This window comes from Winogradskya consettensis (assembly GCF_018332715.1).
Taxonomy (GTDB): Bacteria; Actinomycetota; Actinomycetes; order Mycobacteriales; family Micromonosporaceae; genus Actinoplanes; species Actinoplanes consettensis.
Window position 1 is genome coordinate 1 of the sequence record NZ_BOQP01000004.1, and the last position, 26379, is coordinate 26379.

Consider the following 26379-nt stretch of genomic DNA (forward strand, 5'->3'; position numbering starts at 1 on the left):
GGCCGCGTCAAGGACCTCATCGGCTCAGGGTGGGACCGGACGCACCGGTAGGGCGCGTCCCGCGCGGGACGCGCCCTACCGTGTCCGCCCGGCTGACCGGGCGGGCCTCGCTACCTGGTGTAGAGCGTGGCCAGCACGCTGTCGATCTCCTTGCGGTGCCGGTCGAGGGAGGTCGCCAGCGAGCGTGCTCCGCGCAGCGCCAGATTGCCGCCCTGCCGGTAGTCGGCGGTCATGCGTTCCAGCACGGGCACGATGTCGCTGGGGCTGGGCGTGGCCCGCCACTGCTCGTACACCGCGGCCGCACCCTGACGGTAGAAGTCCTCGGTCGCCACGCGCATGATCAGATCGCGCATCTCGTCGATGGACAGGGCCCGGTGGTCGAGCCGGGCGCCGGCGCCCTTGGCGATGATGTAGTCGGAGACCGGTCCGGCTTCGAGCTTCTTCGCCGGCAGCTCCCACTGCACCGGTGCCGCCGTCGAGACGGTCTCCTCCCGGATGCCGAGCTCGATGCCCTGGTGATAGCTGCCCGGCGTGATGGTCCCCGGTTCCTGCTCGACGAGTTTGAGCAGCAGCGACTCCTCCTCGATGTCGCAGACCAGCTGCGGCACCTTGGCGGCAGCGGCAGCGGAGAACGTGCCGATGCCGCCGTGGTGGATCAGTGCCGAACTGGTCGGCATCAGGTGGGTCAGGTTCACCCAGTCGACCGTGCGGACGTTGTCCGGCACCTTCTCGACGCCGTCGAGCTGGACCGCGTTGAGCGTGGCGACGACATCGAGGTCCAGACCGTCGAGCGCCTTCATGATCTTCGGGGTGCGGTCCCAGTCGCCGACGATGAACCGGCGAGTCGACTCGCCCAGCGACATCGCCACCCGCGGCCGCTCCGGCTTCGTGTGCAGCCACTTCGGGAAGACCTCGGCGCCGGCGTACGGGATGTGCCGCATGTGGACGCGGGTCTGCGGGCTCGGCAGGCTCAGTCCCTCCGGCATCGCGTTGACGGTCCACTGACCGACGAGCATCTCGTCGTCGACCTCCATCCCGTAGCGTTCGGCCAGCGGCCGGAGCAGGGTGGCCAGCGGATTCCCGTCCAGTCCGGCGGCCTTGACGGCTTCGGCGTTCTCCGCCAGCTTCTGCAGGGAGAAGGCCAGCACGTCCTCCCCGTTCGCGAGCCGTGCCTGGGCGGCACCGCACGCGCGGGCGGCCACGGCCGCGTAGGGCGTGGTGACGTCCCACAGGACCAGGTCGGGTTTCCAGGAGCGCGCGAAGTCGACCAGATCCGCGGCCTCCTGCCGATCCACCCTTACGTAGTCCGACAGCGGCACGGTCAGGTACTGGTAGAACGTGATCCACCGTTCGCGTTCCTTGCCCGTCAGGCCCATTGCCCGCGCGTACCGCTCGACCTCGAACGAGTCGCGCGGCGGGTCGCCGTCGTCGGTGAGCCGGATGGGCGGCCCGTCGGGGTCCCCCAGGGCCACCGGCGTCAGGCCGGTGGTCATGATCTGCTCGGCCGAGCTGTGATGCGCCGCTACCCGGACCTCGTGGCCGGCGCTCTGCATCGCCCACGCGAGCGGCACCGCGCCGTACAGGTGGGCGAGCGAGTTGGGGTAGATCGTGAACAGGACACGCATCGAATCTCCCTTCGCGGCCGGGGCTTCTGGCAGGTGTCGTCCCGGCGATCCTGTGCATCGTCGCCCGCCGGGAATCCGGCGGGCACCTCACTGGATGCTCTGCCGCGGAACGGTCAGGGGGTTCACAGAATCCAGCCGCCAGGAAGAGATGAGTTTCCGGCGCCGCCGTCGTCTCTATACCAAGCCGCGTGCGACGGCGCGGTGGTACAAGACGCGGAGACGAGGGACGAATATGACCACAGTGGAAACACCCGCCAAGGCCACATGGCGGCAATGGGTGGGGCTGCTTGTGCTCTGCCTGCCCACGATGCTGGCAACGGTGGACATCAACATCACGATTCTGGCGCTCCCGCGGATCGCCGAGGATCTCGGCTCCAGCAGCATCCAGCAGCTGTGGATCGCCGACATCTACGGGTTCTTCATCGCCGGATTCCTGATCACGATGGGGACCCTGGGCGACCGCCTGGGACGGCGCAAGGTCCTGCTCGCCGGCGCCGCCCTCTTCATCGTCGCGTCGCTGCTGGCCGCGTTCGCGACGTCCACGGGCACCCTCATCTTCGCCCGCGCCTTGATCGGCATCGCCGGCGCCACCATCATGCCGTCGGTCCTGGCGCTGATCGCGGCGATGTTCCCCGACCCCAAGGAGATGGCCGGTGCCATGGGCGCATGGGGCTCCTCGGTCATGCTCGGCCTGATCGGTGGCCCCATCGTCGGCGGCCTGCTGCTCGGCTCGTTCTGGTGGGGCTCCATCTTCCTGATCGCCATCCCGATCATGGCACTGCTGCTGATCCTCGGCCCGATCCTGCTGCCGGAATTCCGCAACCCGCATGCCGGTCGGCTCGACCTGTTCAGCGTCGCGCTCTCGCTGGCGGCCATCACCCTGGTCATCTATGGCATCAAGGACGCGGGGCGCGACGGCTGGGGGGTTGTCTCCATCCTGACCATCCTGGCCGGCCTCATCATCGCCGCCGGCTTCGTCATGCGCCAGCGCACCGCGGCGAGCCCGCTGCTGGACCTGAGCCTGTTCCGCATCCGGTCGCTGAGCTCCGGCGTGGCGCTGGGCCTGCTCATCGCCATCGTCATGGGTGGCGTCGGACTCACCGCCTCGCTGTTCATGCAGCTGGTCCGGGACATCTCGCCGTTCCATGTCGCCCTGTGGCTCATCGGACCGTCGTTCGCGATGATCATCCTGGGTAACGTCGCCCTGGCACTGGCCCAGAAGATCCGCCCCGCCTACATCCTCGTGACCGGCTCGGCGATCGCCATCGTCGGCCTCATCGTGCTGAGCACGGTGGACACCCACGGTGGCATGTGGGCGCTGATGACCGGCCTGGTACTCGTCTATGTCGGTGGCAGTCCGGTCGGCATGATGAACAGTTTCCTGGTCATGTCGTCGACCCCACCGGAGAAGGCCGGTTCCGCGGGGGCCGTGTCGTCGACCGCCGGAGAGCTCGGCGCGGCGCTCGGCGTGGCCGTGCTCGGTGTCGTGGCGACCGCCGCCTACCGCTCGGACCTCACGATCCCGGCCGGGGTGGACCCGGCGCAGGCGGAGGCCGCCCGCAGCGGCATCGCGGGCGCCGTCTTCACCGCGGGTGACATCCCCGGCGCGGCCGGCACCACCCTGCTCGAGTCCGCACGCGACGCTTTCACGAGCGGGCTGCACGTCGTCGCCATCTGCGCGATCGTGCTCTACGCGGGAATGGCCGCGGTGTCGTACTTCGGCCTTCGCCACGTCGAACCGACCGGTTCGGCAAAGCCGCCGATGACCGAGCCCGCGGAGGCCGCGGCCGCCGTGGACACTCCCGCCTGAGGAATCCAGCGCCGTTGTGCGCATCGGGGCCGACACCGGTCAGTCCACGATCGAGGCGTTCTGCCGCACCCGCGGTGGGACGCCTCGACGGCATTCCACGACAAATGCCAGGTCATCGCATCGTGCTACCGTGGCCACACCCAGGCACGATCAGCATGACATCGCCAGAGCGGTGGAGTTCGTGAATTGATCATCGTTACCGAGAACGAGACGGTGCTGTGCAGGACTTTGACGAGCCGGTGTTCGCGCAATTGACGGAGAACCACCGTTACGAACTTCAGGTTCATTGTTACCGCATGCTGGGATCGTTCGACGATTCGGAAGACCTCGTCCAGGAGACCTTTCTGCGGGCCTGGAACAAACGGGACACATTCGAGGGACGTTCGAGCGCACGCGCCTGGTTGTACCGGATAGCCACGAATGCGTGCCTCGACTTCCTCGCTCACCACTCGCGCAAACCGCAGTCCCATTCGATCGAGGGACGGGCCGCGGGTGCCGGGCAGGCTCCGCCACACCTCAGCTGGCTGCAGCCGTACCCCGACCGCCTGCTGAGCCTCGCCGCGCCGAGCAACGCCGAGCCGGATGCCGCGGCCGTCGCCAAGGAGACCATCGAGCTGGCGTTCCTGGTCGCCATCCAGCACCTGCCGCCACGACAACGCGCGGTGCTGATCCTGCGCGACGTCCTGGGCTATCCCGCCGGTGACATCGCCGACGTGCTCGATGTCAGCGTGCCGGCGGTCAACAGCGCGTTGCAGCGCGCCCGACTGACCTTGAAGAAACATCTCCCGCCGAGGCGGGAGGAGTGGCGTCCCACCGAGGATCCGACGGTCGCCGAACGCCGGCTCCTCCAGCGGTACATGCAGGTCATGGAGTGGTCTGACGCCGACGCCATCGCCGAGGCCATGACCGAGCTGGTAGCCGAGGACGTGCGCGTCACCATGCCGCCGCACCCCATCTGGTTCGTCGGCAGGGAGTCCTTCATCGGCGGGATGCGTGTGTCGCTGGACCCGGAGTCCCCCGGCTACGTCGGCGAATGGCGCTGCGTGCCGACCCGGGCGAACACCCAGCTCGCCGTAGCGCAATATCTGCGAGCGCCCGGGGATGACGCGTTCCGCGCCCAGGTGGTCAATGTGCTGCGCCTCCAGGCCGGAATGATCGCGGAGATCACCGCATTCGGCGACGGCATCTTCCCGGCACTCGGGCTGCCTGCGGTGCTGGACGAGCAGAACACCGCACCGGCGTACTCCAGCGAGCCGATCGTGGCCGGCCGCACCGACGGGTGAACGCTCATGGCCGTCCATCGTCGCGCGGCGGCGACAATGGACGGCCCGGTAAGACCCTCGCGGTAACGCTCAGATGACACGCACTCCGGGGACATAGACGATCCACTTGCCGCCCTGCTCGGAGAATTCCTGCTCCTTGGCCATGATCTCGGCGGCGTGGTTCCACGCGAACAGCAATGCGTACTGCGGGTAGTCGCCGGCGAACGCGTCCCTCGGCCGTACCGGGATGTGGGAGCCGGGCGTGAGGCGTCCCTGTTTGCCCGGCGTCGAGTCACAGATGAAGGGCAGCAGGTCGGGTCCGATGCCGCAGAAATTCGTCATCGTCGTGGCCTTGGCCGGCGCGCCGTAGCCCACGACGCGGTGGCCCTCGGCGCGAATGTTCTCCAGCAGTGCGACCAGCCGCGTACGTGTGTTCTGCACGTCGGCGGCCCACGCCCGCAGCGCGACCGGATCGGCGAGTCCGGCCTCGGCCTCCCGGAACAGCAGCATACCCACCATCGGTGACAAAGTGCGGGTGCCGGGGCGGGCGAGGGTGTAGCGGATCTCCCCGCCGTGCTGCTGGATCTGCTCCGCGTCGACCAGCTCGAACCCGAACCGGTGGGCCATCTCCTGGACGGAACGTACGGAGAAGTAGAAGACATGCTCGTCGTAGATCTGGTCGAACGCACGTTTGCGGACGATGGTGTCGGCGTAGGGCTCCTCGAACACGAAGACACCGTCGTCGCTGAGCAGGGTGTCCACCCCTCGCATCAGGTCGGCGATGTCCGTGATGCTGCAGATCGTGTTGGCACCGAAGACGACGTCGGCGCGCCCGAACCGCTCCCTGATGTCCACGGCGGTGCTCGTGCCGAAGAACTCGGTCGTGACGTTGACGCCCTTCGCCATGGCGAGCTCCGCAACGCCCTTGGACGGCTCCACACCGAGATGGCGTACGCCGGCCCGCGCGAAGTGGTCCAGCAGTACGCCGTCGTTGCACCCGATCTCGACGATGAACGGGTCGGCGCCGGTCAGCTCGGTGGCCAGGAGCCGCTCGGCCACCTGGGCGAAGTGGCGTCGCGCCCCGGCCGAGCCCGAGGCCTCGTACCGGTAGGTGTCGGAGTATCGCAGGTCGGGAGGGGTGTCGTCGATCAGCTGCAGCAGGGTGCACGACTCGCAGATGCCTGCGGCCAGCCGGTACACCATTTCGAGGTCCGCGGAGCCGGGCGCCAGGAACGCGTTGGCGGACGGCTGCGGGCCGAGATCAAGGACCTCGATGACCGTTCCCCGGCACATACGGCACGCGGTGGGCGTTGTCATCGGGGATCACATCGGGATGGAGGTCGTCAGGCCACCGTCGACCACGATCTCCTGTCCGGTGATGTACGAAGCCTGATCCGACAGCAGGAACGCCACCGCGTCGGCGATGTCCGCGGGCTGGCCGAGGCGACCCAGCACCACCTGCTGACGGCAGAACTCGCGGGCCTCCTCGGTGTCCGAGATGGCGTTGAACATGTCGGTGACCACGTAGCCGGGGCTGACCACGTTCACCCGGATCCTGCGGTCGGCGAGGTCGGCGGCAAGCGTTCGCGCCAGATTCACCACGGCGGCCTTCGTGGCGGCGTACAGCGACGTGAAGCCCATGCCCCGGTGGGTGAGCCAGGACCCGTTGAGCACCACGGACCCGCCGTCGACCAGGATCGGCAACGCCTTCGCCACCGTGAAGTACACCCCCTTGAAGTTGACGCCGACGACGGTGTCGAAGTCAGCCTCGCTGACGTCCGCGCTGCGGGAGAAGGCTGCGGTGCCGGCGTTCGCGAAAACGCCGTCGAGGTGGTTGAAGCGCTCACGGGTCGCCCCGATCAACGCGTCGAGCGCGCCGAGCGACGCCACGTCGGTGGCCACCGTCAGCACCCGGTCACCACCGTTGAGATCCTTGGCCGCCGTCTCGAGCCGGGACTCGCTGCGTCCGGCGAGCACCACGTTGGCCCCAGAGTCCAGCAGTCGCCGGGCGGTGGCGAGGCCCATGCCGCTTCCGCCACCGGTGACCAGGAAGGTTTTGCTGTCGAGTCGCGTCATGAGGGCAGCGTGGCAACCGCAGCCGCCGGTGCGCACCTCCGGGAATGCGGCACCCGGGGGCCGCCCGCGTCGCATTCCAGAGGATGCGGCCCCGCGACGGCGGCCACGATGCTGAATCGGCGCTCCGCCCCATCAGCTCACAGCCGGAGAACAGTCATGGCCAATGCCTCAGCACCAGCAGATCAGGCTTTCGCGGACCTGAGTGTCGATCACATCAAGTTGTACGTCGACGACCTCGCGGAGAGCATCGCGTGGTACACCAGCCGCGTGGGCCTGCGTGTCTACCCTGACGCACACGTGGACCCCGCGACGGACCCCGAGGTACGCAGCGCGGCACTGGGACACGCCCGGATCCGCCTGGTCCTGGCGCAACCGCTGACCGACGACCACCCGGGAACCGCCTACCTGGCCCAGCACGGCGACGGCGTGGCCGACATCGCGCTGCGGGTCAACGACGCGACCACCGCGTTCGAGGAGGCGCTGCGGCGTGGAGCCGCACCGGTCAGCCAGCCGGCCTGGAACTCGGGCATCTGCACCGCGACCATCAAGGGCTTCGGCGACGTCACCCACACGTTCGTGCAACGGGACCCGGACAGCGGCGCGGACGTCGCAACCAGCGACCCCGCCGGCTCGCGCCTGATCGCCGTCGACCACTTCGCAGTGTGTGTGGAGCCGGGACAGCTGGACGCGACGGTGCGCTTCTACGAGGACGTCCTGGCCTTCAACAACGTGTTCAGCGAACGCATCGTGGTGGGCAACCAGGCCATTGAGACCGTGGCCGTGCAGAGCGCCTCGGCCTCGGTGACCCTGACGCTGATCCAGCCCGACGCGTCGAAGGACGCGGGGCAGATCGACGAGTTCCTCAAGGCCCACGGCGGGCCGGGCGTGCAGCACATCGCGCTGTCGACCGACAACATCGTCGACTCGATCACGTCGATGGACGCGGCGGGCATGGAGTTCCTGCCCACCCCGGCCGCCTACTACTCGATGCTCGCGGACCGGCTCACCCTGGGCCGCTACTCCACGCACCGGCTGCAGGAGTTGAACATCCTGGCCGACCAGGATCACGACGGGCAGCTCTTCCAGATCTTCGCCAGGTCCACACACCCCCGGGGAACCCTCTTCCTGGAGATCATCGAGCGGCTCGGCGCGCAGACCTTCGGCGGCGGCAATATCGCGGCGCTCTACAAGGCGGTCGACCGGCAGCGGGACAGCGACCATGCCGGCCGGTGAGTAAGGGCAACGAGTCCGGGCGACCAGCTATCAGGAAGGCAGGCAACGTGTCAGACATCATGGGCGAGGAAGGCACCGGCGGGGCGCGTACCCCGCACAGTGGTTTTGTCTACCGGGGCGTGTCCTACGACACGGGCTGCAACTTCGCCACCGGTCAGGGACCCATCTCGCGGGCGGTCTGGAGCACGCATCGGATGAAGGAGGAGACCGATGCCATCAGGAACGGGCTGAACTGTAACTCGATCACCATCTTCGGCACGGACTTCGACCGGATGAACGAGACGGTCGCCGAGGCCGTCGACCTCGGCCTGCATGTCTGGCTGCAGCCGCGGCTCGTGGACAGACCACAGTCGGAGGTTCTCGAGCACCTGGCCGAAGGCGCCCGTCTCGCCGAGTCGTTCCGGCGTCAGGGTGCCGACATCCACTACAGCATCGGATGCGTGCACACGGTGCAGACCCCGGGAATCGTGCCCGGCGAGCAGTACCACGAACGCATGGGGAATCTGTACGCCGACCAGAGCGGCCACCATTTCTTCAAGCCCACCGGCAAATTCAGCCCGGCGGATGCCCGCAACAATCTCGACGATTTCCTGCGCAAGGCCGCCGCGGTCGCGCGGCAGAATTTCGGTGGTGGCCTCATCTATTCGGCCGGTCCGTTCGAGGACGTCGACTGGAATCTTCTCGACTACATCGGGCTCACCTATTACTACTCTGTGCACGAAACCCGCGACGGTTACGCGCAGGAACTGAACGCGTACCAAAAGTGGGGCAAGCCGGTCGTCATCTCGGAATACGGCAGCCCTGCATACGCCGGCGCCGCGCAGCGCGGCCTGCTCGCGTTCGACGTGGCGGACCGCACCCGGCAACCCGCCGTGATCTTCGACGGCTACGTCCGGGACGAGGAGGCGCAGGCGGACTTCCACCGGCGGATGCTGCGGATGTTCGAGGAGTTGGGCATCCACAGTGTCGCAGTGGCGGAGTTCATCCACCCCACGCACCCGCACTCCCCCGATCCCCGGTACGACCTGGACATCGCGAGCTGGGCGCTGACGAGGACGATGCGGGACACGTTCACCGACTGGGCCTCGCCCTACCGCTGGGAGCCGAAGAAGGCGTTCCACGCCATCGCGGAGTACTACGCCGACGCCCAGAAGCGGTCGTTGCAGGCAACCCGCTAGGCGTACCCCAGCATTGCCAGGCCCCGCCACGTCCCCCGTGGCGGGGCCGCAATCGTGATCCGGGCAGTATCCCGACACCAACGGGTGATCGACCGATGAGTTTTGCCGGCGGCCGTCGTCTCAACACTCGACCTGGGCGCCACCCGGCGCCCGGGACGTGCAATCGCGGAGGAAACACCCATGCTGCTCGAGAACAAGAACGCCATCATCTACGGGGCCGGTGGAGCGGTCGGTACCGGCGTCGCCAAGGCGTTCGCTCAGGAAGGTGCCCGGGTCTTCCTCACCGGACGTACCCAGGAGAAGCTCGACAAACTGGCCAAGGAGATCGCCGAACTGGGCGGCCGCGCGGAGACCGCGGTCGTCGACGCCCTCGACGAGGACGCCGTCGACGAACACGCGCAGTCGGTCGCCGACGACGGTGGCCTGCACATCTCCCTGAACCTGGTCAAGCGTGGCGACATGCAGGGTGTACCGCTGGCGAACATGGCGACCGCCGACTTCACCCGCGCGATCACCACGGGCGTCACCACGACGTTCATCACCTGCAAGGCGGCCGCCCGGCACATGAGCGAGCAGGGCTCCGGCGTCATCCTCGCGTTCAACAGCGGCTCCGCGCACGGCAGCCCGATGATGGGCAGCACCGGGCCGGCCGACGCGGCGATCGACACCTACGTCCGCAACCTGGCCATGGAGGTCGGCGGCAGCGGCGTACGCGTCGTCGGCATCTGGGCGGCGGGCATCCCGGAGACGATGACGCTCGAGGCCATCAACGCCGTCAACAGCGAGATGCAGCTCGACGAGAACGCGCTCCAGGGCATCCTGGGCCACCTCGACAGCCTCCGGCTCACCAAGAAGTCCCCGTCGCTGACCGACATCGCGAATCTCGCGGTGTTCCTCGCCTCGGACAAGTCACGCTCGGTGACCGGCTGCTTCGTCAACGCCACCCAGATGTTCACCAGCTGAGTCAGCGCTCCACCGCTGAATGCCATGCCAGGGCCACGAGAGGCATGTCTCGTGGCCCCGGCGGCACATCCGGGGACATCGCGTCCGTCGTTATCGCCTGACACCATTCTGCTCCCCGGCTCCGGTGCCGGCATCTTCCGTTGTGCTGCACGCCGCGACGGTTCCGGCCGCATTTCTCAAGGTGCCCTCGGCAAAGCCCTCATGAAAGATGAACGCGAATGTATTCGGCCGGCCGCGGATGTCATGAGGTGAGGACGCCATGGAAAACACAACAACGGCGCCGGAGCAGATCGGCGAACTGTACGACAGCATGACCCGCATGTCGGAGGTGTTCAACGAGGGTCAGGAGCACCTGGCCTACTGGTACGGACCGGACGACGACGCCGACGCCGTGACGGCGGGCCTCCGGCTGACCCGCAAGGTGACCGATGCCCTCGGGCTGCGCCGCGGCGAGCACCTCTTGGACGCCGGCTGCGGCGTAGGCGCGCCCGGGGTGATGGTGGCCAGGGAGACCGGCGTCCAGGTCACCGGGATCACCGTCAGCCGGGTCGAGGCCGCCGTCGCCGAGAAACGGGTGCACGACAACGATCTCGTCGGACAGGTCAGGTTCCAGCACGGCAACTACGAGAAGATGCCCTTCGCCGACGGGACGTTCGACGCCGTCATGGCGATCGAGTCCCTGACGCACGCCACCGACCTGCCGGCCGCCCTGCGCGAATTCCACCGGGTGCTGCGGCCCGGCGGGCGGGTCGCCCTCTCGGAGTGCACCCGGGCCGTCGGCCCCACGGGGGAGCCGGTCGCGTCCATGCCCGACGTGTTCCGGCCGAACCAGCTGCTCACCACCCACGAATGGGTACGGGCCCTGGAGGACGCGGGCTTCGCCGTGGAGGAGTACACCCAGTGCGGGCCGCGGGTGTACGGGCTCGGGCTGCGCTACCTCGACCGGGCCAACGAACTGCACGACACCCTGACGCAGGAGTTCGGCCCCGACGCCGTGGCGAGCCTCAAACAGGGGTACAAGGCGATGTTCGGCGGTGACCCGAAGGCGATGGGATACGCCGTCGTGACCGCCCGCAAACCGGTCGTACCCGCCTCCGCAGCCTGATCCGGGTGGATACGGCAGTCGATGCCCTCGCCGAGCTACAGGCGGCGATACCGGTTGCGGGGCGGGTCCTTCGCACCACCGATCTGATGGCGCCCTACCTGCGCGACGAGGCCTTTCTGTGCGGGCACGGCACCCCGCTGGCCGTGGTGCGGGCCCACACGACCCGGGAGGTGGCGGCCGCGGTCCGGGTCGCCGCCGCGCACGGCCTGCCGGTGGTCCCGCAGGGCGCCCGGTCGGGGCTGACCGGGGCGGCCAATGCTGTCGACGGGGCGATCGTCATCTCCCTGACGGCGATGGACCGGATCATCGCCGTCGACGCGGCGGAGCGCACAGCGGTCGTCCAGCCCGGCGTGATCACCGCGACGCTGCGGGAGACAGCCGCCCAGCACGGCCTCGTCTATCCCCCGGATCCCGGGTCGTGGCAGATCTCCACGATCGGTGGCAACGTGGCCACCAACGCGGGCGGCATGTGCTGCGTCAAGTACGGGGTGACCGGTGAGTACGTTCTCGGCCTCGAGGTCGTCCTCGCCGACGGGGAAATCCTGCGCTGCGGGCGGCGCACGGCCAAAGGTGTTGCCGGGTACGACCTCACCAGCCTGTTCACCGGTTCCGAGGGCACTCTCGGCATCATCACCGAGATCACCGTACGGCTGCGCCCGCCGCCCGGTGAGTCCCGTACGGTCGTCGCCTCGTTCGCCTCGATCGCCGGCGCCGGCAACGCGGTGGCAGCGATCATCGCGGCCGGCATGACACCCAGTCTGCTCGAACTCCTCGACCGCAACGTGCTGCGCGCCGTCGAGAACTACCGGCCGATGGGGCTCGACACCACCGCGGAAGCGCTGCTGCTCGCCGCGGTAGACACCGGCCCGGACGGCCGTGCGGCAGCCGCGGCGATCGCCCGGCTGTGCCGGGCGGCCGGCGCCGGCGAGGTTCACACCGCCACGGATGCCGCCGAGGCCGAGATGCTGTTCGGCGCACGCCGGATGGCCCACCAGGCGATGCAGCAGTGGGCGATCAGCATGTTCCCCGGGGGCGACGGCGGCGTCATCGTCGACGACGTGGCTGTCCCTCGTGGCCGCCTGGTCGAGCTGATGACCGGCATCGCTGCGATCGCCACCGCCCAGGGGGTGCTCGTGTCCCAGGTCGGCCACGCCGGGGACGGCAACCTGCACCCGAACATCGTGATCAACCGCGCGGACCCGGCCAGTGTGGACGCGGGCCGCGTGGCGTTTGACGAGATCGTGCGGCTGAGCCTCGCCCTGGGCGGGACCTGCACCGGCGAGCACGGCATCGGCATGCTCAAGACCGGGTGGCTGGCACACGAGCTCGGCCCGGTGGGCGTACGCCTGCAATGGGCCGTCAAACACGCACTGGATCCGGCCGGGATCCTCAACCCGGGCAAGGCCCTGGCACCGCCGCCAGGAGAGAACGGCATGACTCCCCGACAGAGAAGAGCCGGACCATGAACCTCGACATCCCGGCGCCCGCGCGGGTGGCCGTCATCGCGGGTACGCCGTACGACGCCCGACTCGGTTGTGACCTGCTCGCCCGGATGGGGGTGTCCGCCTCGGCGTATCCGATGGCGTCGTCCCCCGACGAGCAGGACGCGCTGCAGTATCTCGGTTCCGGAGCCCTCAACGGCGCTTTCCGCACCGAACTGGACGCCATCGGGGCGCAGGGTACGAACACCGTGATGCTGTTCTGCAATTCCCTGGCGGCCGTGGTGGACATCGAGACGGCCGGCTGGACCTCAGCGGTGGACGTGATCTCCCCGCTCGACATCTATCGTGCCCTGCCGCCCGAGCTCACGAACATCATGGTCATCACGGGCAACGGACAGGCCACGGTGGGCTTCGAACGCGCCGTCATGCGTGGCGGCGGCGACCGGCGGGTCCTGGGGGTGTCCGACCCGGCGCTCGTCCGCCTGATCGAGACCCGGGACGCAGAGGCAGCGTTCACCCGGTCGTCGATGCCGGCGATGTTGCGGCTGGCGCAGGACGAAGGCTTCGACGCCGTCGTATTCGCGTGTACGCACTTCACCTCGGTCCTACCGCTGGCTCAGCAGGCCTGTACCGTGCCGATCATCGACGTGGGCAGCAGGCTGGTCGATCTGACCTGCGGGCGCAGCGGCGTTTTCGCCGGCGTCCTCGACTGATACGCGTCGGGGCGGGTCTCCCGTGAGACCCGCCCCGATGTGCCGCGCCTTCAGGAACCGTCGAGCCGGGACAGGTCCGGTACGGTCCAGCCGTCGAGGTCGTACTCGTTGAGGCAGGTGTCGACGAACGCCCGGTAGCCGTCGAGCTGCCCCGAGCCCGCCTGCCCGAACAGCAGTTCGGTGCGGGTGTTCTCATGGTTCCCGGCGTAGTTGCGCTCGTACAGCTCGTGGCGGCCGCCGAACTCCGTACCGATCGCGTCCCAGAGCAGTTTCATCACCTTGACCCGCTCGACCGCGTCGATCCCGCCGGAGCCCCGCACGTATTTGTCGAGATAGGGGCGGGTGGCGGGGTTGGCGAAGTCCGCGGCGCTGGAGTTCACGTAGATCAGCGCTCCGGCGACGTCCTGCATGATGATTTCCTTGATGCGCGGGTAGCCGATCTGCATGAACCACCGGTAGGCCTGCCCGTAGTCGAGATTGGGCAGCAGGGCGTCGTTGCGCCAGGCGACCGGGTTGCGTGCCGCCGCGTCGGAGAGCCCCCAGAACAGGTTGCGCCACGCCAGGACCTCTCCGAGCCGCGACTGCACCCCCCGGAACGAGCTCGTCCCGGTGATGTCGAGGGCTTTGGCCAGCAGGCCGGCGATGAACTCGAGCTTCACCGCCAGCCGGGTGCAGCCGTGGAACGTCGAGCGTTCGATGAAGCCGGACTCACCGGTGAAGACCTGCACCTTGCCGACATCGCCATAGATGAATACGTTCTCCCACGGGATCAGGACATTGTCCAGCACGAGCATCGTGTCGTTCTCGTCCAGCCGGGAGGACAGGGGGTAGTCGAAGGGGCTCGCGGACGCCGTCGCCGCGGTGTACGACGGCCGGCAGATGAGCTTCATTCCCGGCGCGTCCATGGGAATCGTGGCGACGAGCGCGAACTTGCGCTCCTTGATGGGCAGCCCGTAGTGGGCGATGAAGTTGTAGTGCGTCAGTGCCGAGCCGGTGGCGACCATCTTGGCACCGCTGACGATCACGCCGGCGTCGGTCTCCCGCTCGACGTGGACGAAGACGTCCGCGACCTCGTCTGCGGGTCGGCTGCGGTCGACGGGAGGGTGGACGAGCGCGTGGTTCCAGTACAGAACCTTCTCCTGCGACTCCCGGTACCACCGGCGGGCGTTGTCGGCGAACGGCGCGTAGAACTCGGCATTGGCACCGAGGGTCCCCAGGAACGACGCTTTGTAATCGGGGCTGCGGCCCATGAATCCGTACGTCATCCGGGCCCAGGTGGCGATCGCCCGCTGATCGGCGACCAAGTCCTCCACGCTGTGCGGTGTGGTGAAGAAACGATGCGTGTAGCCCGCTGACCCGGTGTCGGTGGGCGCGGTCAGGATGTCGTGCGTCTCGGGGGCGTGCAGCGAATCGTAGAGGCGGGCGGTCATGCGGATGGGGTTGCGGAACGCCGCGTGCTCCGTGACGTCCTTCACCCGCTCGCCGTAGATGTAGATCTCACGGCCGTCGCGCAGGCTCTCCACGTACTCGTCGCCGGTGTAGGGCCGGGTCGGTGGGCGCTGATCGGTCACGATGGTTCTCCCCAGGGGTACGGCGGCTCACAGCGAGAGAGCGTCATTTCTTACGGGCGACGGTGACGCCGTCCGCGATCGGCAACATGACGGTCTGCAGGCGATGGTCGGCGGCGAGCATCGCGTTGACCCCGCGCATGGTCTCGGCCGCCATCCGGGGCATCTCGTCCTCGACGTCCTCCGGTCGCAGAACAGTGCCTTTCAGCAGGACGTTGTCGAGGATCAGGACACCGCCGGAGCGCAGCAACGGCACGGCCGCCTGGTAGTAGCGCGGATAGCTCATCTTGTCGGCGTCGATGAAGATGATGTCCGCCTGCGCCCCGCCGGCGAGACTGCCCAGCGTCTTCCACGCCGGTCCGAGCCGGAACTCGATCCGGTCGTCCATCCCCGCCTGTTTCCAGTGCTCGACGGCGGTGCCGATCCACTCCTGCGTGACGTCACAGGTGATCACCCGCCCGCCCGGTGCGAGGCCCCGGGCGAACGACAACGCCGACAGGCCGGTGAAGGTCCCCACGTCGATCACCAGGCGCGGGGACATGCAGTGCGAGAGCAGCGTGAGAAACCCCGCCTGTTCGACCGGCGTCATCATCTCGAACAGCTCGCCGGCCTTCTCGGTGTGCTCGACCAGGCTCGCCACGACCGGGTCGGGCGGCGTGCACGACCGCACGATGTAATCGCTCAGCGCCGCGTCCCGCCGGAAAGTGCTCATACGGCCTCCATCAGTGCCTTACCGGGCGCCACCAGGGGCGGCACACCACGCCGCCGTCAATCTCCACCTTCGTGGAGCACGGTGGCGGCCGCACCTCTGCTCGTGCGCTGCGATCACCCGGTCCCTGGCCATGCCCGCACTCAGGAAGACGCACGTACGGCCGGCACCTCCAAGAATCGATTCATGCCCGTTGTCAGCAAACTGCACAGGGAGTTGCGATGAGTCAGGACAGCGACGTGGTGGACCTGGACGCCACGCATTTCGACGATCCGCGGGTGCTGCTGGCGAAGCTGGGCACGACCCGGCCGATCCACCGGGTCACCCTGCCCGACGGCATGCCCGCGTGGCTCGTCACCGGCTACAGCGAGGGTCGTAAAGCGCTCGCCGATCCGCGCCTCGTGCGTAAGGGCAGCGCGGCCGCGCCCAAGCTGCGCCCGTACCTGGAAGGCATCTACAACGACGGCTTCTTCCCGCACTCCATGGTGTTCAACGATCGCCCGGACCACACCCGGATGAAGCAGGTCGTCTCCCAGGCCTTCACCCCACGCCGGATGGAGACGCTGCGACCCCAGGTGCAGAAGATCACCGACGAGCTGTTCGACGCCATTGCCGGGCTCGGCCACGCCGATGTGCTCGAATCCCTGGCGCTGCCGTTGCCCAACGCCGTGATCTGCGACTGGTTCGACATCCCCCGCGAGGACCGCAAGGAGTTCGTCAAGCACTGCGGTGTGATCACCGGCCTGACGGTGTCGGTGGGCGACAGCGACCTGGCCGACGCGAGTCAGTGGTTCGACGAGTACCTCACCAGGATCCTCGCGGAACGCCGGGCCGAACCCGGCGACGACATGATCTCGGCGATGCTGCTCTCGCAGCGGGAGAACGACAACCTGAGCGACCTCGAGCTGCGGTCCAACATCTTCCTGATGCTGATCGGGTCGGTGGAGACCGCCGTCAACATGATCTCCAACGGCACGCTCGCGCTGCTGCGCAATCCCGAGTCGATCGAACTGCTGCGCGCGGACCCCACCCTGCTCGGCGGGGCGATCGAGGAGATCCTGCGGATCGACGCCCCGGTCATGACGGTGATGTACCACTTCGCCACCGACCATCTCACCATCGGCGATGTGCAGATCCAGCCGGGTGAGCACGTGGCGGTCTCCCTGACGGCGGCGAATTACGACGCCGGCCAGTTTCCGGACCCCGAGCTCTTCGACATCCGCCGGAAGTCCGGCCCGCACCTGAGTTTCAGCCACGGCGTGCACTTCTGCCTCGGAGCGCCCCTGGCGCGGCTCGAGGGCGAGGTCTTCTTCGAGACCCTGCTGCGCCGGCTGCCGGATCTCGCCCTGGCCGTCGCCGACAAGGACCTGGTCTGGAAGCCCAGCTTCCTCGTGCACCGGCTGTCGGTCCTGCCGGTGACGTTCACCGCCACGGCACCGGTCTGACCGGAATCCGGGCGCACCGGCACTGAACGGCCCCGAGGTCGTTGCCGCACCGCGGCAGCGACCTCTCCGTCGTGCTCCCCGCGAACCGGGACAGCGAGAAGCCTCCGGATCCTCGCCGAACGCGGGCGCGGATCCGGAGGCGTGCCGGGCACCCTAGGCGAGCGCGTCCGCGGGCCGGCGGTTCCTCCGCGCGTCACGCAGCACCTTCCAGAGCAGTCCGGGGCGCATCAGGGCTGAGGGTGGGTCGACCAGCCCGGCGGTACGCATGAACGCCTCAGTGATGCTCGAGTCCCGGGAGGCCGCCGTCTGCAGGGCCTTCATGTACGCGTGCATCAGCAGAAGCTTACGGGTGCGATGCCCCTCGACGCCGGGGTAACTGAGGTTGATCCCCTCGGTCATGTCCCACGCCGGGTCGATGATGCTCCCGACAGTCGCCATGAACGCCGTGGAGTCCACAGCCTTCCCGCTGCGCAGCTGAGCGCGCAACGCGAGTGCCTGCAGCGCGGACAGCGTCTGGGCCTGGGCGAAGACCGGGTTGGGGGTACACACCGCGTCGCCCATGACGATCAGCCCCTCCGGGAACCGGGGCAGCTGTTCGAAGCGGCGTCGCATGGTGGTCGGGAAGCGGAACAGGACCGGGTCGTTGAGGGGTTCGGCGTCCACGATGGCCTCGTAGATCTCGGGGACCGCCAGGGACTTGACGAAGCTGTTGAAACCCTCCGGATCGGTCGGCGGATGATCCCCGAGGATGCCGTAGGTGGTGAGCTCGACGGTGCCACTGTCGGTCTTGGTGAAGATGGCACCGCGCGGAGACTCGGGCGAGGCGACACAGATGATCGAGTGGTCCTTGCCGAACGGGTCCGAGCGCAGCCGGTAGTGGCGCGACGCGTAGCCCAGACCCATCTTGGTGCCCTCTTCGGCGACGCGCGTGAAGCCCATCGCCTCCAGCCACAGCGGCGTCCGCGAGCCACGCCCCGAGGCGTCGACCACCAGATCCGCCTCGAGCTCCTCCTCGGCGCTGCCCTTCTCGTGAGCCTGCACCTTGACCCCGACGACCTGGGTGTTGTCCGGGGTGGTGAGCAGACCCGTGATGTCGTAACGCTCCATGAACCGGACGTTGTCCATCGCCTGCAGCCGCTCGCGCAGGTGGACCTCCATCACCGGGCGCCGCGCCGCCACGTTGGTGAGTCCCGCCCTGGTCTGGCGCAGCTGCACCCCGTTGAAGTACCAGCGTACGGTCCCCGCCAGGTCGGTCAGCGGACAGCCCGCGGCGACCATCTCGGACGTGATCTCCGGGAACAGGTCCTCCATGGCCCGGGCGCCGGCCGCCAGCAGACCGTTGATGTGCCGTGCCTGGGGCGAGCCACGCCGGGCCTCACGGACGCCGATCAGCTCGTCGCGGTCCACGATCACGACCTCGTCGTACGCTTCGGCAAGCGGACTGACCGCGAACATCCCCGTGACGCTCCCACCGAGCACCACCGCGCGTTTTCCTACTTTGACACCCACGGTTTTCAGCTCCCTGAATTCTGGACGAGAACAATTTTCCCGGACCCGCGACCTATGGCCCGGCAATGGATGCGAGGCATCGATATCCTCTCCTGAGGCCCATTCCGGGCATCCCCGGAATTCATCAAAATGTGTCCCGCAAATGCAGGATTCCATCCGTTACGAAAAGACGGCAACTTCGTCGTTGCCGATTACGCGTGCCCGCACCGGAAAGCGATTACACGGTGCCGGGCATGGTCAGAGAAAACTGATTCTGGCGTCGTCGCCGACGATCAGCTGCTGCCCGGGCCCCGACTCGTTGCGCCCGATCACCGCGCGCCGGCCGACAAGTGACCGGGTGAGTCCGGCCGTGTCGACGATCTGCGCGCCCTGCATGACGATGGAATCCGTGATGTGCGCGGAGCGCAGGAGACAGTCGGCGCCCACCGAGGTGTGCGGCCCGATGACGCTGTCCTCGACGACGGTGTTCGCCCCGATGAACGAGGGCCCGCGCACGTGCGAGCGGAGAACCTTCGCGCCCGGCTCGATGGTCACGTGCGGGCCGACGCTGCTCGCCGGATCCACATAGCCCGCCACCGATCCCCGCATGACGCCGAGCATGTGGCTGTTGCAGTCCAGCAGATCGCCGATCCTGCCCACGTCCTTCCAATAGCCCTCGTACTCACTCGCGTGCACCGGCACACCGGAGTCCACCAGCCACTGCAGCGCGTCCGTGAGCTCCAGCTCGCCACGGCGGCTCACCGGGACCGCGTCGATGGCCGCGTGGATGGCCGCGGTGAGGAAGTAGACCCCCACCACGGCGAGATCGCTCACCGGCAGGTCCGGCTTCTCGGCGAGCCCGCGCACCCGGCCGCCCGGGCCGACGTCGGCCACCCCGAAGGAACGCGGGTCGCCGACCTTGCGGACCAGCAGCTGTGCGGCCACCCGGGTACGCCGGAACTCGTCCGCGACGCCGGTGACGTCGTTGCCGAGGATGTTGTCACCGAGATACATGACGAAGTCGTCCGATCCGAGGAACTGCCGCGCCACCTGCACGGTGTGCCCCAGCCCACGCGGCTGGTCCTGGGCTATGTAGGTGATGCTCAGACCCAGCCGGGTCCCGTCCCCGATCGCCTCGCGGATCTGCCCGGCGTGCTCACCCACGACGATGCCGACCTCGTGGACCCCGAGCTCACGGACCCGGGCCAGGACGTGTTCCAGCACGGGCCGCCCGGCGACCGGGATCAGCTGCTTGGGCATGGAGTGGCTGAGCGGCCGCATCCGGGAGCCGGTTCCACCGGACAGCACCAGAGCCTTCATCGGTTGTCCTCCCCGGCGCCAGCCCGGCCCTCGGCGGACGTGGCAGGGGTCACCGCACCCCAGGCCCGATGCTCCAGCTCACGTAGTTCTTCCTCGTCGGTGTGCGCCACCCGGCGCATCGCGGCCCGCAGGATCGGCGGGGCCATCACGGAGGTGACGATCGCGACGAGGACGACGGTGGTGTAGGTGGCCACGTCGAGCACGCCGAGCCGCAGGCCCGTCATGGCGACGATCACCTCGACGACACCCCGGGCGTTCATCCCCGCCCCGAGCGCGAGCCCCTCCCACCGGGTCAGCCGGCTGAGACGCGCTCCCAGGTAGGCACCGATGAACTTCCCCCCGATCGCGACGGCCAGCACGACGGCCGCCATGACCGCGACCCGCGGCTGGGCCAGCGCCCCGAGATCTACCCGCAGGCCGGCCGTGGCCAGGAAGATCGGCGCCAGGACGGCCAGTACCACGGTCCGCAGCGGAGCCAGCTTCACCTGGTCCGCTCCGCCCGGCACGCCGACCAGCAGGCCGGCGACGAACGCACCGAACACCGGCTCCATGCCGAGGGCGTGGGTGGTCACCGCGCCCAGCAGGATGATGACCACCGCCGTCGCCACGCTGGGCCCCGCTCCGGGCAGGGCAGCCGCCCGGCGCATCACGCCGCGCACGACGGGACGGCCCAGCACAGCGGCTATCACCACGAAGCCGACGAGGGCCACGACGGCGAAGGAGACCCCGCCGGCACTCACCCCGGTGGTTGCGGCCGCCGCGACGATGGAGAGCAGGAACCAGCCGACGGCATCGTCGACGGTGCCGGCTGCCAGGGTGAGCTGGCCGATGTTGCGGTGCAGCAGACGCATGTCGGCGAGCGTCTTGGCGATCACGGGCAGCGCGGTGACAGCCATGGCCACGCCCAGGAACAACGCGAAGACCCAGGTGGGGCTTCCGCCTGGCTGCCAGCCCCGCGACGCCACGACGAAGCCGAGCGCCACCCCGAGGGCCAAGGGGACCAGAAGGCCGAACAGGCTCACCGTCACGGCGGCCCGGCGGCGGCGGCGCAGCACGGCCATGTCGAGGTGGGTACCCGTGATCCCGACCAGGAGCAGGACGCCGACCTGACCGACGGCATCGATGAGATGCATGGCCTCGGGATCGGTGGGCAGCAGCACGCCCGCGACATCGGGCAGGACCAGCCCGAGCAGCGACGGGCCGAGCACCACACCGGTGAGCAGCTCGCCGACGACGGCCGGCAGGCCGAGACGCTGCGCGAGCCGGCCCAGCACGAGGGCGAGCAGCAGCAGGACGCTGAGCCCGACGAGCAGATCCGTCAGCGCGCCGGCGGGGATCGGTGCCACCGGGGTCATACCGCACGACCGGAAGGTACGCGGACAGGCCTGATCCCTGGTCCGACAGGAGAAAAGAATGCGCTTTCCATATCCGACTCCTCGTGCCGGCTGGGGCATACGCCAACGCGGTGCGGCGGATGACTCCGTGATCGTGATGGTGTGAGACCCAGCCTGCCGCCGGTCCTGACCGCCGTCGTCTTCCGCTGTGCGGCATGGGGATGCGACGACTGCGGATTAAGCACCGTCTGCTGTCGACTGATCGCTGTGCGCATCATAAGATCGACCTCATGCGGGCGTCGTCATGCCCGTTTCCGCCGAACTGAGCTTCAGTGCACGCCGCCCGGCGTAGCCGCATCGCCTGGATGGCGGCACGTGATCACGTCCGATTTCGTCATCCGTGGAGGAAAATCTCATGGTCGCCACACCACGCGCGAGCCGAGCCGCCAAGTCCGCACCCCCGCCCGCCAAAGCGGCCAAGGCAACCAAGGCAACCAAGGCAACCAAAGCAACTAAAGCAACCAAGGCAACTAAGGCAACCAAGGCAACCAAGGCAACCAAGGCCGCGGCGAAACCCCGCCGGACCGTCGTCGGCAACATCACCCTGTCGATGGACGGGCGGTCCAATGGCCGCGGCGGCGACTACGACATGGGCTGGATCGTCCCGCACGCCGTCACCGACGGCGCCCACGAGCATCTCGCGGCGCTCACCGGACCGGCCACCACGGTGTTGCTGGGTCGCAAGAACTTCCAGGGTTTCGGCTCGTACTGGCCGGGAGTCGCCGACGACGAGAACGCAGACCCCCGCGACCGGGACTTCAGCAGATGGCTCAACGCCGTCGAGAAGGTCGTCTTCTCCAGCTCCGTCAAGGAGACCGACTGGACCAACGCCCGCATCGTCAACGTCGACCCGCCCGAGGTCGTCAAGGAGCTCCGCCGGCAGGACGGCGGTGACATCGTGGTGCTGGCGAGCAGCAGCGTGATCCGGGCCCTGCTCGAGGCCGACGAGCTGGACCGCCTCAACATCCTGCTGTGCCCCGAAATCGTCGGCGGCGGAGCGGCCCTGCTCGAGGAGGGGCTCCCGGCTTCCCACTGGCGCCTGTCTTCGGACGTCAAGACCACCGAGAGCGGAGCGCTCCGGGTGGCGTACGACCGGATCCGTACCCCTCAGTGACCTCACGGCCGCCCCTGGGTCACCGGGGGCGGCCGGCCTGTCCGCGCGTCGTCGTCACAGCTCGAGCACCGGACCGAGCGCCTCCAGCGAGGCTCCGCGGTCCACGGCCGCCCGGGCGACGAGATTCACCAGCCTGTCCGCGTGATCACGGGCCGTACGGGCCGCCTCCAATGCCACCAGGGCGTCCATCAGCGGGTCGGGCGTGGTGGGGATGCCCGTCATCATCCGCACCGCGAACAGCGCCCGGACGATCCCGTCGGTTTCGCGGCGCACGTCCTCGTTCACGACCGTCCCCGTCCCGAAGCCGGCGCTTCACCACCTCAGCATGGGCACCGTCCCACGCGGGCACCACCTCCATCGTGCGGAGCCGTGACCGGCCGGTAACGCAAAGAAATTCCGTCCCGGCGGCAGCAGCCGGCGGGGCCCACCGCGTTCAAGGGGTGGAGTTGCACCCCGATACGCAAGGAGTTTCCCCCGATGGCAATGCACCGCAGGCGCAGCCGGCTCAAGGTAGGGATGGCCGTCGCGGCCGTCGCAGTGGTCGCCGCCGGTATCGGTATCGGCACCGCCGACGCGGGTACGCACAAGCCGTGGCAGGGCGGCGGACGGCACACGCCCAAGCCCACGGCAAGCACGACCTCGGCGGCGCCCTCACCCACGGTGAAGCCGTCACCGACGACCGCCGCGCCGACGCCGACGCCGACAAAAGCCACATCCGCCCCGACGAAGACACCCACGCAGACGCCCACGGCCACGCCTTCGGCGACACCGACAAAGCCCGCGAGCACGGGTACGTGGACCCCGCCGCCGGCCAACGGAACGTTCGACTACCAGATCGGCGGGGCGTACACGCCGCCCGCGGGTGTCAGCGTCGTGAGCCGTGACCGCACCTCGAACGTGGCCGCCGGGCTCTACAACATCTGCTACGTCAACGCGTTCCAGGCGCAGCCCGACGACAACTCCTGGTGGAAGACGAACCACCCCGAGCTGCTGCTGAAGGACGCGAGCGGGAACCTGGTCATCGACAAGGACTGGAACGAGATCCTGCTGGACTTCTCGACCGCGGCGAAGCGGGCGGCGCTGACCACGGTCGTCGGCGAGTGGATCGACGGCTGCGCCACCAAGGGCTTCCAGGCCGTGGAGCCGGACAACCTGGACTCGTACACGCGCTCCAAGGGGCTGCTGACCGAGTCTCAGGCCATCGCGTACGCCGCGTCGCTGACCGCCTACGCCCACGGCAAGGGCCTCGCCGTCGGGCAGAAGAACACCGCCGACCTGAGCACGGCGAACGCCAAGCAGGCCGGGTTCGACTTCGCGGTCGCCGAGGAATGCGCCGACTTCGACGAGTGCGAGAACTACACGGCTACGTACGGTAACAATGTGATCGTGATCGAGTACACGCAGAGTGAGTTCACCAAGGCCTGCTCGGCGTTCGGCAGTAAGCTTTCGATCGTGCTGCGCGACGTCGATGTGACGACCCCGGGATCGGGTTCGTACGTGTTCAAGAGCTGTTGAGCCGTCCCACCGAGACGGGCTTCCTCCGTGACACCGGCAGCATGTCCGCCGGCGTCACGGAGGGCTTCGACGACTTCGTGCACGGCCGGGGACGCGCGCTGCTGCGCTTCGCGTACGTCCTGTCCGGGGACGCGCACCTGGCCGAGGACCTCGTCCAGGAGGTCCTCGCCCGGATGCACCGCCGCTGGGACAAGATCACCGCGATGCACCACGCCGAGGCCTACGTCCGGACGGCGATCGTGCGGCAGTACCTGTCCTGGCGGCGGCGCCGCTCGGCGGGCGAGGCGATTCTCGCCGAGGTCCCCGAGCGGGCCGGCCCCGACGACCCGCAGCAACGGGTCCTGGCCCGCGACCAGATGTGGCAGCTGATGACCGGGCTGCCCCGCGCGCAACGGGCCGTGCTCGTGCTGCGCTTCTACTGCGACCTGCCGGACAACGAGATCGCGGCCCTGCTGGGCTGCGGCGAGTCGACGGTACGGTCGCAGGCTGCCCGGGCACTGGCCCGGATGCGGAAACTGCTGAGCGAGGAGGGGGTGTACGGCGATGGATGACCTGGACCGGTTGCTCGCGGATTCGATGCGGAGCGCCGCCGACCACGCTCCCTCGGACGGCGGGCTGCTCAGCTCGGTGCACCGCAGGTCCCGCCGCCACCACCGCCGCCGGGTCGCCACCGGGCTGTCCACCGCGGCCGCCGTGCTGGCGCTCGGCGTACCCTTCGGCGTGGTCCTCGCCACCCGCGATCAGCCGGTGGTCGCACCCACCCAGGGCCCTGCGCCGGCAGCCCCCGCCCCGGCCACCTCGCCCTCGGCCGCGGCGTCCCCCTCTTCCTCGCGCTCGCCGGCGACGAGCAGGTCCCCGGCCCGCACACCCTCATCGTCGGCACCCACCACGAACACGCTCCGCCTGGTCGACGGCTGGACCGCACCGACGTTCCCCTACACACTCCCGGCCACCGACGGCATGAGCGCTCCCGTCGCGTCGATGCGCGACGGCACTCCGATCGCGTTCTTCGAGGCCACCGATCTGCAGGACCACGCCGACATCACGATCACGGTGTCGAGCCGGAAACCGTCGTTCACCACGTCCGCCACGGAGTCGGCCAAGCAGGTACGCGGCCACTCCGGAACCCTGCGGACGGTCGACGTGCAGCCCGCGAAGCAGCTCACCCTCTTCTGGCAGGAATCCGCGGGCCGGTGGATCCAGCTGGCCACCGATGACACGTACACGCCGAAACAGGTCGTCGCCCTCGCCGATTCACTGACGTCCGCCTCGATCGCCGTGCTGCCGCCGTTCACGCTCGACCTCACCCCGTCGGGGCTGGCGGCGGACACGGTCACCGCGTCGAGGATGACCTTCCGGAACAGCTCCGGCACGATCGCTGTGGTGCTGCGCAAACGGCAGCAGCTGACCGACACCACGGGCAAGGCCGGCAAGTACAAGGCCCAGCTCACCCGGGACGCGGACGGCGCGAAGCTGGCCGTCGACGTCACCGACTGGGACGCCACGCTGGAGATCACCGTCAGCGCGGGGCTCACCGTGTCCGACACGGAACTGACCCGGTTCGCATCGGGCGTACACATCCTGAACCGTTCCGACCCCGAATGAGCGGTCTGGTCACCACGTCGGGGATTTGCCCGACCTGTCAGCGGGGGCACGCCGGAGTGTGATGGGTACGGCCGGAGAAGTCGGCCGTTCGGCGTGCGAAGGGGACGGTATGAGGGTTCTGCTCATCGAAGCCAACGACATCCTGGCCGCTCGTCTCGTGGCCGCCCTGCGCGCTGCCGGCCTCGCGGTCGACCGGTCGCACGACGCCGCGGACGGTGAATTCAAGCAGACCTGCACGCGGTACGACACCCTGATCGTCGATCGCCGGCTGCCGGACGGTGACGGCGCTGCGATGACGCGCGCGCTGCGCGGTGACGGCGTGCGGACCCCGATCCTGCTGCTGAGCCATCGTGACGACCCGGCCGAGCGGATCGAGGGTTTCGCGGCCGGCGCGGACGACTGTGTGAGCGCGCCGTTCGCTCTGGCCGAACTGGCGGTCCGGGTCCGGGCGCTGTGCCGGCGTACCGGTGAGACGCGGCCCGCTTTCGTCCGGTCCGGTGACCTGAGCCTGGACCTGTCACGCCGGGCCGTCACCCTCTGCGGGGCGCCGGTTTCGTTGTCGGCGAAGGAGTTCGCGGTGCTGGAGCTGCTCGCCACCCGTGCCGATCAGGTCATCACCCGTAGCGAGCTGATCGAGTGCTGCTGGGACGAGATGGCCGACCCGCGTTCCAATGTGGTCGACGCCGTGGTGGCCCGGCTGCGGCGACGGCTGGGCCGGCCCGGGCTCATCCAGTCGGTGCACGGCGTCGGTTTCCGGCTGGGCCCGGCCGAGTCGCAGGCCGCCTGAGCAGCATGCCCCCGCGAAACAGCCCGA

Annotated in this window: 23 protein-coding genes; 14 read left to right on the top strand and 9 right to left on the bottom strand. The window is 68.7% G+C overall.

Annotated features, from left to right (window positions below; all coding sequences use genetic code 11):
- Positions 1-110 precede the first annotated feature (110 nt).
- Entirely contained in the window at positions 111-1625 is a 1515-nt protein-coding gene (locus tag Aco04nite_RS03805) for a nucleotide disphospho-sugar-binding domain-containing protein (protein ID WP_212995767.1), read from the bottom strand.
- Positions 1626-1857: 232 nt separating this feature from the next.
- Here Aco04nite_RS03805 and Aco04nite_RS03810 point away from each other — a divergent pair, with 232 nt between their 5' ends.
- Together Aco04nite_RS03810 and Aco04nite_RS03815 are read left to right on the top strand one after the other, a co-directional pair.
- A complete protein-coding gene (locus tag Aco04nite_RS03810; protein ID WP_212995768.1) occupies positions 1858-3435 on the top strand; it encodes an MFS transporter in 1578 nt (525 codons plus the stop codon).
- Positions 3436-3653: 218 nt separating this feature from the next.
- Complete coding sequence (locus Aco04nite_RS03815; protein WP_280519303.1) at positions 3654-4718, top strand: RNA polymerase subunit sigma-70; 1065 nt, start codon at positions 3654-3656, stop codon at positions 4716-4718.
- A gap of 69 nt (positions 4719-4787) precedes the next feature.
- Here the strand turns inward: Aco04nite_RS03815 and Aco04nite_RS03820 are convergent, their stop codons facing one another.
- The gene (locus Aco04nite_RS03820) at positions 4788-6014 is read right to left on the bottom strand and encodes a class I SAM-dependent methyltransferase (protein WP_244875725.1); all 1227 of its coding nucleotides are present in this window, start codon (positions 6012-6014) and stop codon (positions 4788-4790) included.
- Between the two features lie 6 nt (positions 6015-6020).
- The gene (locus tag Aco04nite_RS03825) at positions 6021-6773 is read right to left on the bottom strand and encodes an SDR family NAD(P)-dependent oxidoreductase (protein WP_212995769.1); all 753 of its coding nucleotides are present in this window, start codon (positions 6771-6773) and stop codon (positions 6021-6023) included.
- A gap of 156 nt (positions 6774-6929) precedes the next feature.
- Between Aco04nite_RS03825 and hppD the strand changes: the two genes are divergently transcribed.
- From hppD to Aco04nite_RS03855, 6 genes are all read left to right on the top strand, one after another.
- On the top strand, positions 6930-8006 hold the full coding sequence (hppD, locus tag Aco04nite_RS03830; protein WP_212995770.1) for a 4-hydroxyphenylpyruvate dioxygenase: 1077 nt from the start codon (positions 6930-6932) through the stop codon (positions 8004-8006).
- 47 nt (positions 8007-8053) lie between these two features.
- Complete coding sequence (locus Aco04nite_RS03835; protein WP_244875726.1) at positions 8054-9184, top strand: glycoside hydrolase family 113 protein; 1131 nt, start codon at positions 8054-8056, stop codon at positions 9182-9184.
- 180 nt (positions 9185-9364) lie between these two features.
- Positions 9365-10147: an SDR family NAD(P)-dependent oxidoreductase gene (locus Aco04nite_RS03840; protein ID WP_212995771.1), complete on the top strand. Its 783-nt coding sequence runs from the start codon at positions 9365-9367 to the stop codon at positions 10145-10147.
- Positions 10148-10406: 259 nt separating this feature from the next.
- Positions 10407-11252 carry a class I SAM-dependent methyltransferase gene (locus Aco04nite_RS03845; protein WP_212995772.1) on the top strand — a complete coding sequence of 282 codons (846 nt, stop codon included), beginning with the start codon at positions 10407-10409 and terminating at the stop codon, positions 11250-11252.
- A gap of 86 nt (positions 11253-11338) precedes the next feature.
- Complete coding sequence (locus Aco04nite_RS03850; RefSeq protein WP_212996011.1) at positions 11339-12718, top strand: FAD-binding oxidoreductase; 1380 nt, start codon at positions 11339-11341, stop codon at positions 12716-12718.
- On the top strand, positions 12715-13407 hold the full coding sequence (locus Aco04nite_RS03855; protein WP_212995773.1) for an aspartate/glutamate racemase family protein: 693 nt from the start codon (positions 12715-12717) through the stop codon (positions 13405-13407). The genes Aco04nite_RS03850 and Aco04nite_RS03855 overlap by 4 nt, the downstream gene beginning before the upstream one ends.
- Positions 13408-13457: 50 nt before the next feature.
- Here the strand turns inward: Aco04nite_RS03855 and Aco04nite_RS03860 are convergent, their stop codons facing one another.
- A complete protein-coding gene (locus Aco04nite_RS03860; protein ID WP_244875727.1) occupies positions 13458-14978 on the bottom strand; it encodes a 4-hydroxyphenylacetate 3-hydroxylase family protein in 1521 nt (506 codons plus the stop codon).
- Positions 14979-15021: 43 nt separating this feature from the next.
- A complete protein-coding gene (locus tag Aco04nite_RS03865; RefSeq protein WP_212995774.1) occupies positions 15022-15687 on the bottom strand; it encodes an O-methyltransferase in 666 nt (221 codons plus the stop codon).
- A gap of 218 nt (positions 15688-15905) precedes the next feature.
- Here Aco04nite_RS03865 and Aco04nite_RS03870 point away from each other — a divergent pair, with 218 nt between their 5' ends.
- Entirely contained in the window at positions 15906-17129 is a 1224-nt protein-coding gene (locus Aco04nite_RS03870; protein ID WP_212995775.1) for a cytochrome P450 family protein, read from the top strand.
- A gap of 153 nt (positions 17130-17282) precedes the next feature.
- Here the strand turns inward: Aco04nite_RS03870 and Aco04nite_RS03875 are convergent, their stop codons facing one another.
- The 3 genes from Aco04nite_RS03875 to Aco04nite_RS03885 all read right to left on the bottom strand — a co-directional run bounded on the left by Aco04nite_RS03875 (position 17283) and on the right by Aco04nite_RS03885 (position 21292).
- Positions 17283-18584, bottom strand: a complete 1302-nt coding sequence (locus tag Aco04nite_RS03875) for an NAD(P)/FAD-dependent oxidoreductase (RefSeq protein WP_212996013.1) — start codon at positions 18582-18584, stop codon at positions 17283-17285.
- Between the two features lie 291 nt (positions 18585-18875).
- Positions 18876-19937 carry a glucose-1-phosphate thymidylyltransferase gene (locus Aco04nite_RS03880; RefSeq protein WP_212995776.1) on the bottom strand — a complete coding sequence of 354 codons (1062 nt, stop codon included), beginning with the start codon at positions 19935-19937 and terminating at the stop codon, positions 18876-18878.
- Positions 19934-21292, bottom strand: a complete 1359-nt coding sequence (locus Aco04nite_RS03885; protein ID WP_212995777.1) for a cation:proton antiporter — start codon at positions 21290-21292, stop codon at positions 19934-19936. The genes Aco04nite_RS03880 and Aco04nite_RS03885 overlap by 4 nt, the downstream gene beginning before the upstream one ends.
- A 394-nt stretch (positions 21293-21686) precedes the next feature.
- On the opposite strand from Aco04nite_RS03885, the gene Aco04nite_RS03890 reads away from it, so the two are divergent.
- Positions 21687-22445, top strand: a complete 759-nt coding sequence (locus tag Aco04nite_RS03890) for a dihydrofolate reductase family protein (RefSeq protein WP_212995778.1) — start codon at positions 21687-21689, stop codon at positions 22443-22445.
- Between the two features lie 54 nt (positions 22446-22499).
- Here the strand turns inward: Aco04nite_RS03890 and Aco04nite_RS03895 are convergent, their stop codons facing one another.
- Positions 22500-22730 carry a hypothetical protein gene (locus Aco04nite_RS03895; RefSeq protein ID WP_212995779.1) on the bottom strand — a complete coding sequence of 77 codons (231 nt, stop codon included), beginning with the start codon at positions 22728-22730 and terminating at the stop codon, positions 22500-22502.
- 192 nt (positions 22731-22922) lie between these two features.
- Here Aco04nite_RS03895 and Aco04nite_RS03900 point away from each other — a divergent pair, with 192 nt between their 5' ends.
- The 4 genes from Aco04nite_RS03900 (at position 22923) to Aco04nite_RS03915 (ending at position 26352) form a co-directional block, all read left to right on the top strand.
- Entirely contained in the window at positions 22923-23960 is a 1038-nt protein-coding gene (locus Aco04nite_RS03900) for an endo alpha-1,4 polygalactosaminidase (RefSeq protein ID WP_438874892.1), read from the top strand.
- The gene (locus Aco04nite_RS03905; protein WP_244875729.1) at positions 23957-24511 is read left to right on the top strand and encodes a SigE family RNA polymerase sigma factor; all 555 of its coding nucleotides are present in this window, start codon (positions 23957-23959) and stop codon (positions 24509-24511) included. The genes Aco04nite_RS03900 and Aco04nite_RS03905 overlap by 4 nt, the downstream gene beginning before the upstream one ends.
- Positions 24504-25565 carry a hypothetical protein gene (locus Aco04nite_RS03910; protein ID WP_212995780.1) on the top strand — a complete coding sequence of 354 codons (1062 nt, stop codon included), beginning with the start codon at positions 24504-24506 and terminating at the stop codon, positions 25563-25565. The genes Aco04nite_RS03905 and Aco04nite_RS03910 overlap by 8 nt, the downstream gene beginning before the upstream one ends.
- A 109-nt stretch (positions 25566-25674) precedes the next feature.
- Positions 25675-26352 carry a response regulator transcription factor gene (locus Aco04nite_RS03915; RefSeq protein WP_212995781.1) on the top strand — a complete coding sequence of 226 codons (678 nt, stop codon included), beginning with the start codon at positions 25675-25677 and terminating at the stop codon, positions 26350-26352.
- Positions 26353-26379 lie beyond the last annotated feature (27 nt).

What these genes read in the sequence shown, in the direction of transcription:
- Aco04nite_RS03805 (WP_212995767.1), bottom strand. Translation starts at nt 1,625, where the DNA reads ATGCGTGTCCTGTTCACGATCTACCCCAACTCGCTCGCCCACCTGTAC.
- Aco04nite_RS03810 (WP_212995768.1), top strand. Translation starts at nt 1,858, where the DNA reads ATGACCACAGTGGAAACACCCGCCAAGGCCACATGGCGGCAATGGGTG.
- Aco04nite_RS03820 (WP_244875725.1), bottom strand. Translation starts at nt 6,014, where the DNA reads ATGACAACGCCCACCGCGTGCCGTATGTGCCGGGGAACGGTCATCGAG.
- Aco04nite_RS03825 (WP_212995769.1), bottom strand. Translation starts at nt 6,773, where the DNA reads ATGACGCGACTCGACAGCAAAACCTTCCTGGTCACCGGTGGCGGAAGC.
- hppD (WP_212995770.1), top strand. Translation starts at nt 6,930, where the DNA reads ATGGCCAATGCCTCAGCACCAGCAGATCAGGCTTTCGCGGACCTGAGT.
- Aco04nite_RS03840 (WP_212995771.1), top strand. Translation starts at nt 9,365, where the DNA reads ATGCTGCTCGAGAACAAGAACGCCATCATCTACGGGGCCGGTGGAGCG.
- Aco04nite_RS03845 (WP_212995772.1), top strand. Translation starts at nt 10,407, where the DNA reads ATGGAAAACACAACAACGGCGCCGGAGCAGATCGGCGAACTGTACGAC.
- Aco04nite_RS03850 (WP_212996011.1), top strand. Translation starts at nt 11,339, where the DNA reads ATGGCGCCCTACCTGCGCGACGAGGCCTTTCTGTGCGGGCACGGCACC.
- Aco04nite_RS03855 (WP_212995773.1), top strand. Translation starts at nt 12,715, where the DNA reads ATGAACCTCGACATCCCGGCGCCCGCGCGGGTGGCCGTCATCGCGGGT.
- Aco04nite_RS03865 (WP_212995774.1), bottom strand. Translation starts at nt 15,687, where the DNA reads ATGAGCACTTTCCGGCGGGACGCGGCGCTGAGCGATTACATCGTGCGG.
- Aco04nite_RS03870 (WP_212995775.1), top strand. Translation starts at nt 15,906, where the DNA reads ATGAGTCAGGACAGCGACGTGGTGGACCTGGACGCCACGCATTTCGAC.
- Aco04nite_RS03875 (WP_212996013.1), bottom strand. Translation starts at nt 18,584, where the DNA reads ATGTTCGCGGTCAGTCCGCTTGCCGAAGCGTACGACGAGGTCGTGATC.
- Aco04nite_RS03880 (WP_212995776.1), bottom strand. Translation starts at nt 19,937, where the DNA reads ATGAAGGCTCTGGTGCTGTCCGGTGGAACCGGCTCCCGGATGCGGCCG.
- Aco04nite_RS03885 (WP_212995777.1), bottom strand. Translation starts at nt 21,292, where the DNA reads ATGACCCCGGTGGCACCGATCCCCGCCGGCGCGCTGACGGATCTGCTC.
- Aco04nite_RS03890 (WP_212995778.1), top strand. Translation starts at nt 21,687, where the DNA reads ATGGTCGCCACACCACGCGCGAGCCGAGCCGCCAAGTCCGCACCCCCG.
- Aco04nite_RS03900 (WP_438874892.1), top strand. Translation starts at nt 22,923, where the DNA reads ATGGCAATGCACCGCAGGCGCAGCCGGCTCAAGGTAGGGATGGCCGTC.
- Aco04nite_RS03910 (WP_212995780.1), top strand. Translation starts at nt 24,504, where the DNA reads ATGGATGACCTGGACCGGTTGCTCGCGGATTCGATGCGGAGCGCCGCC.
- Aco04nite_RS03915 (WP_212995781.1), top strand. Translation starts at nt 25,675, where the DNA reads ATGAGGGTTCTGCTCATCGAAGCCAACGACATCCTGGCCGCTCGTCTC.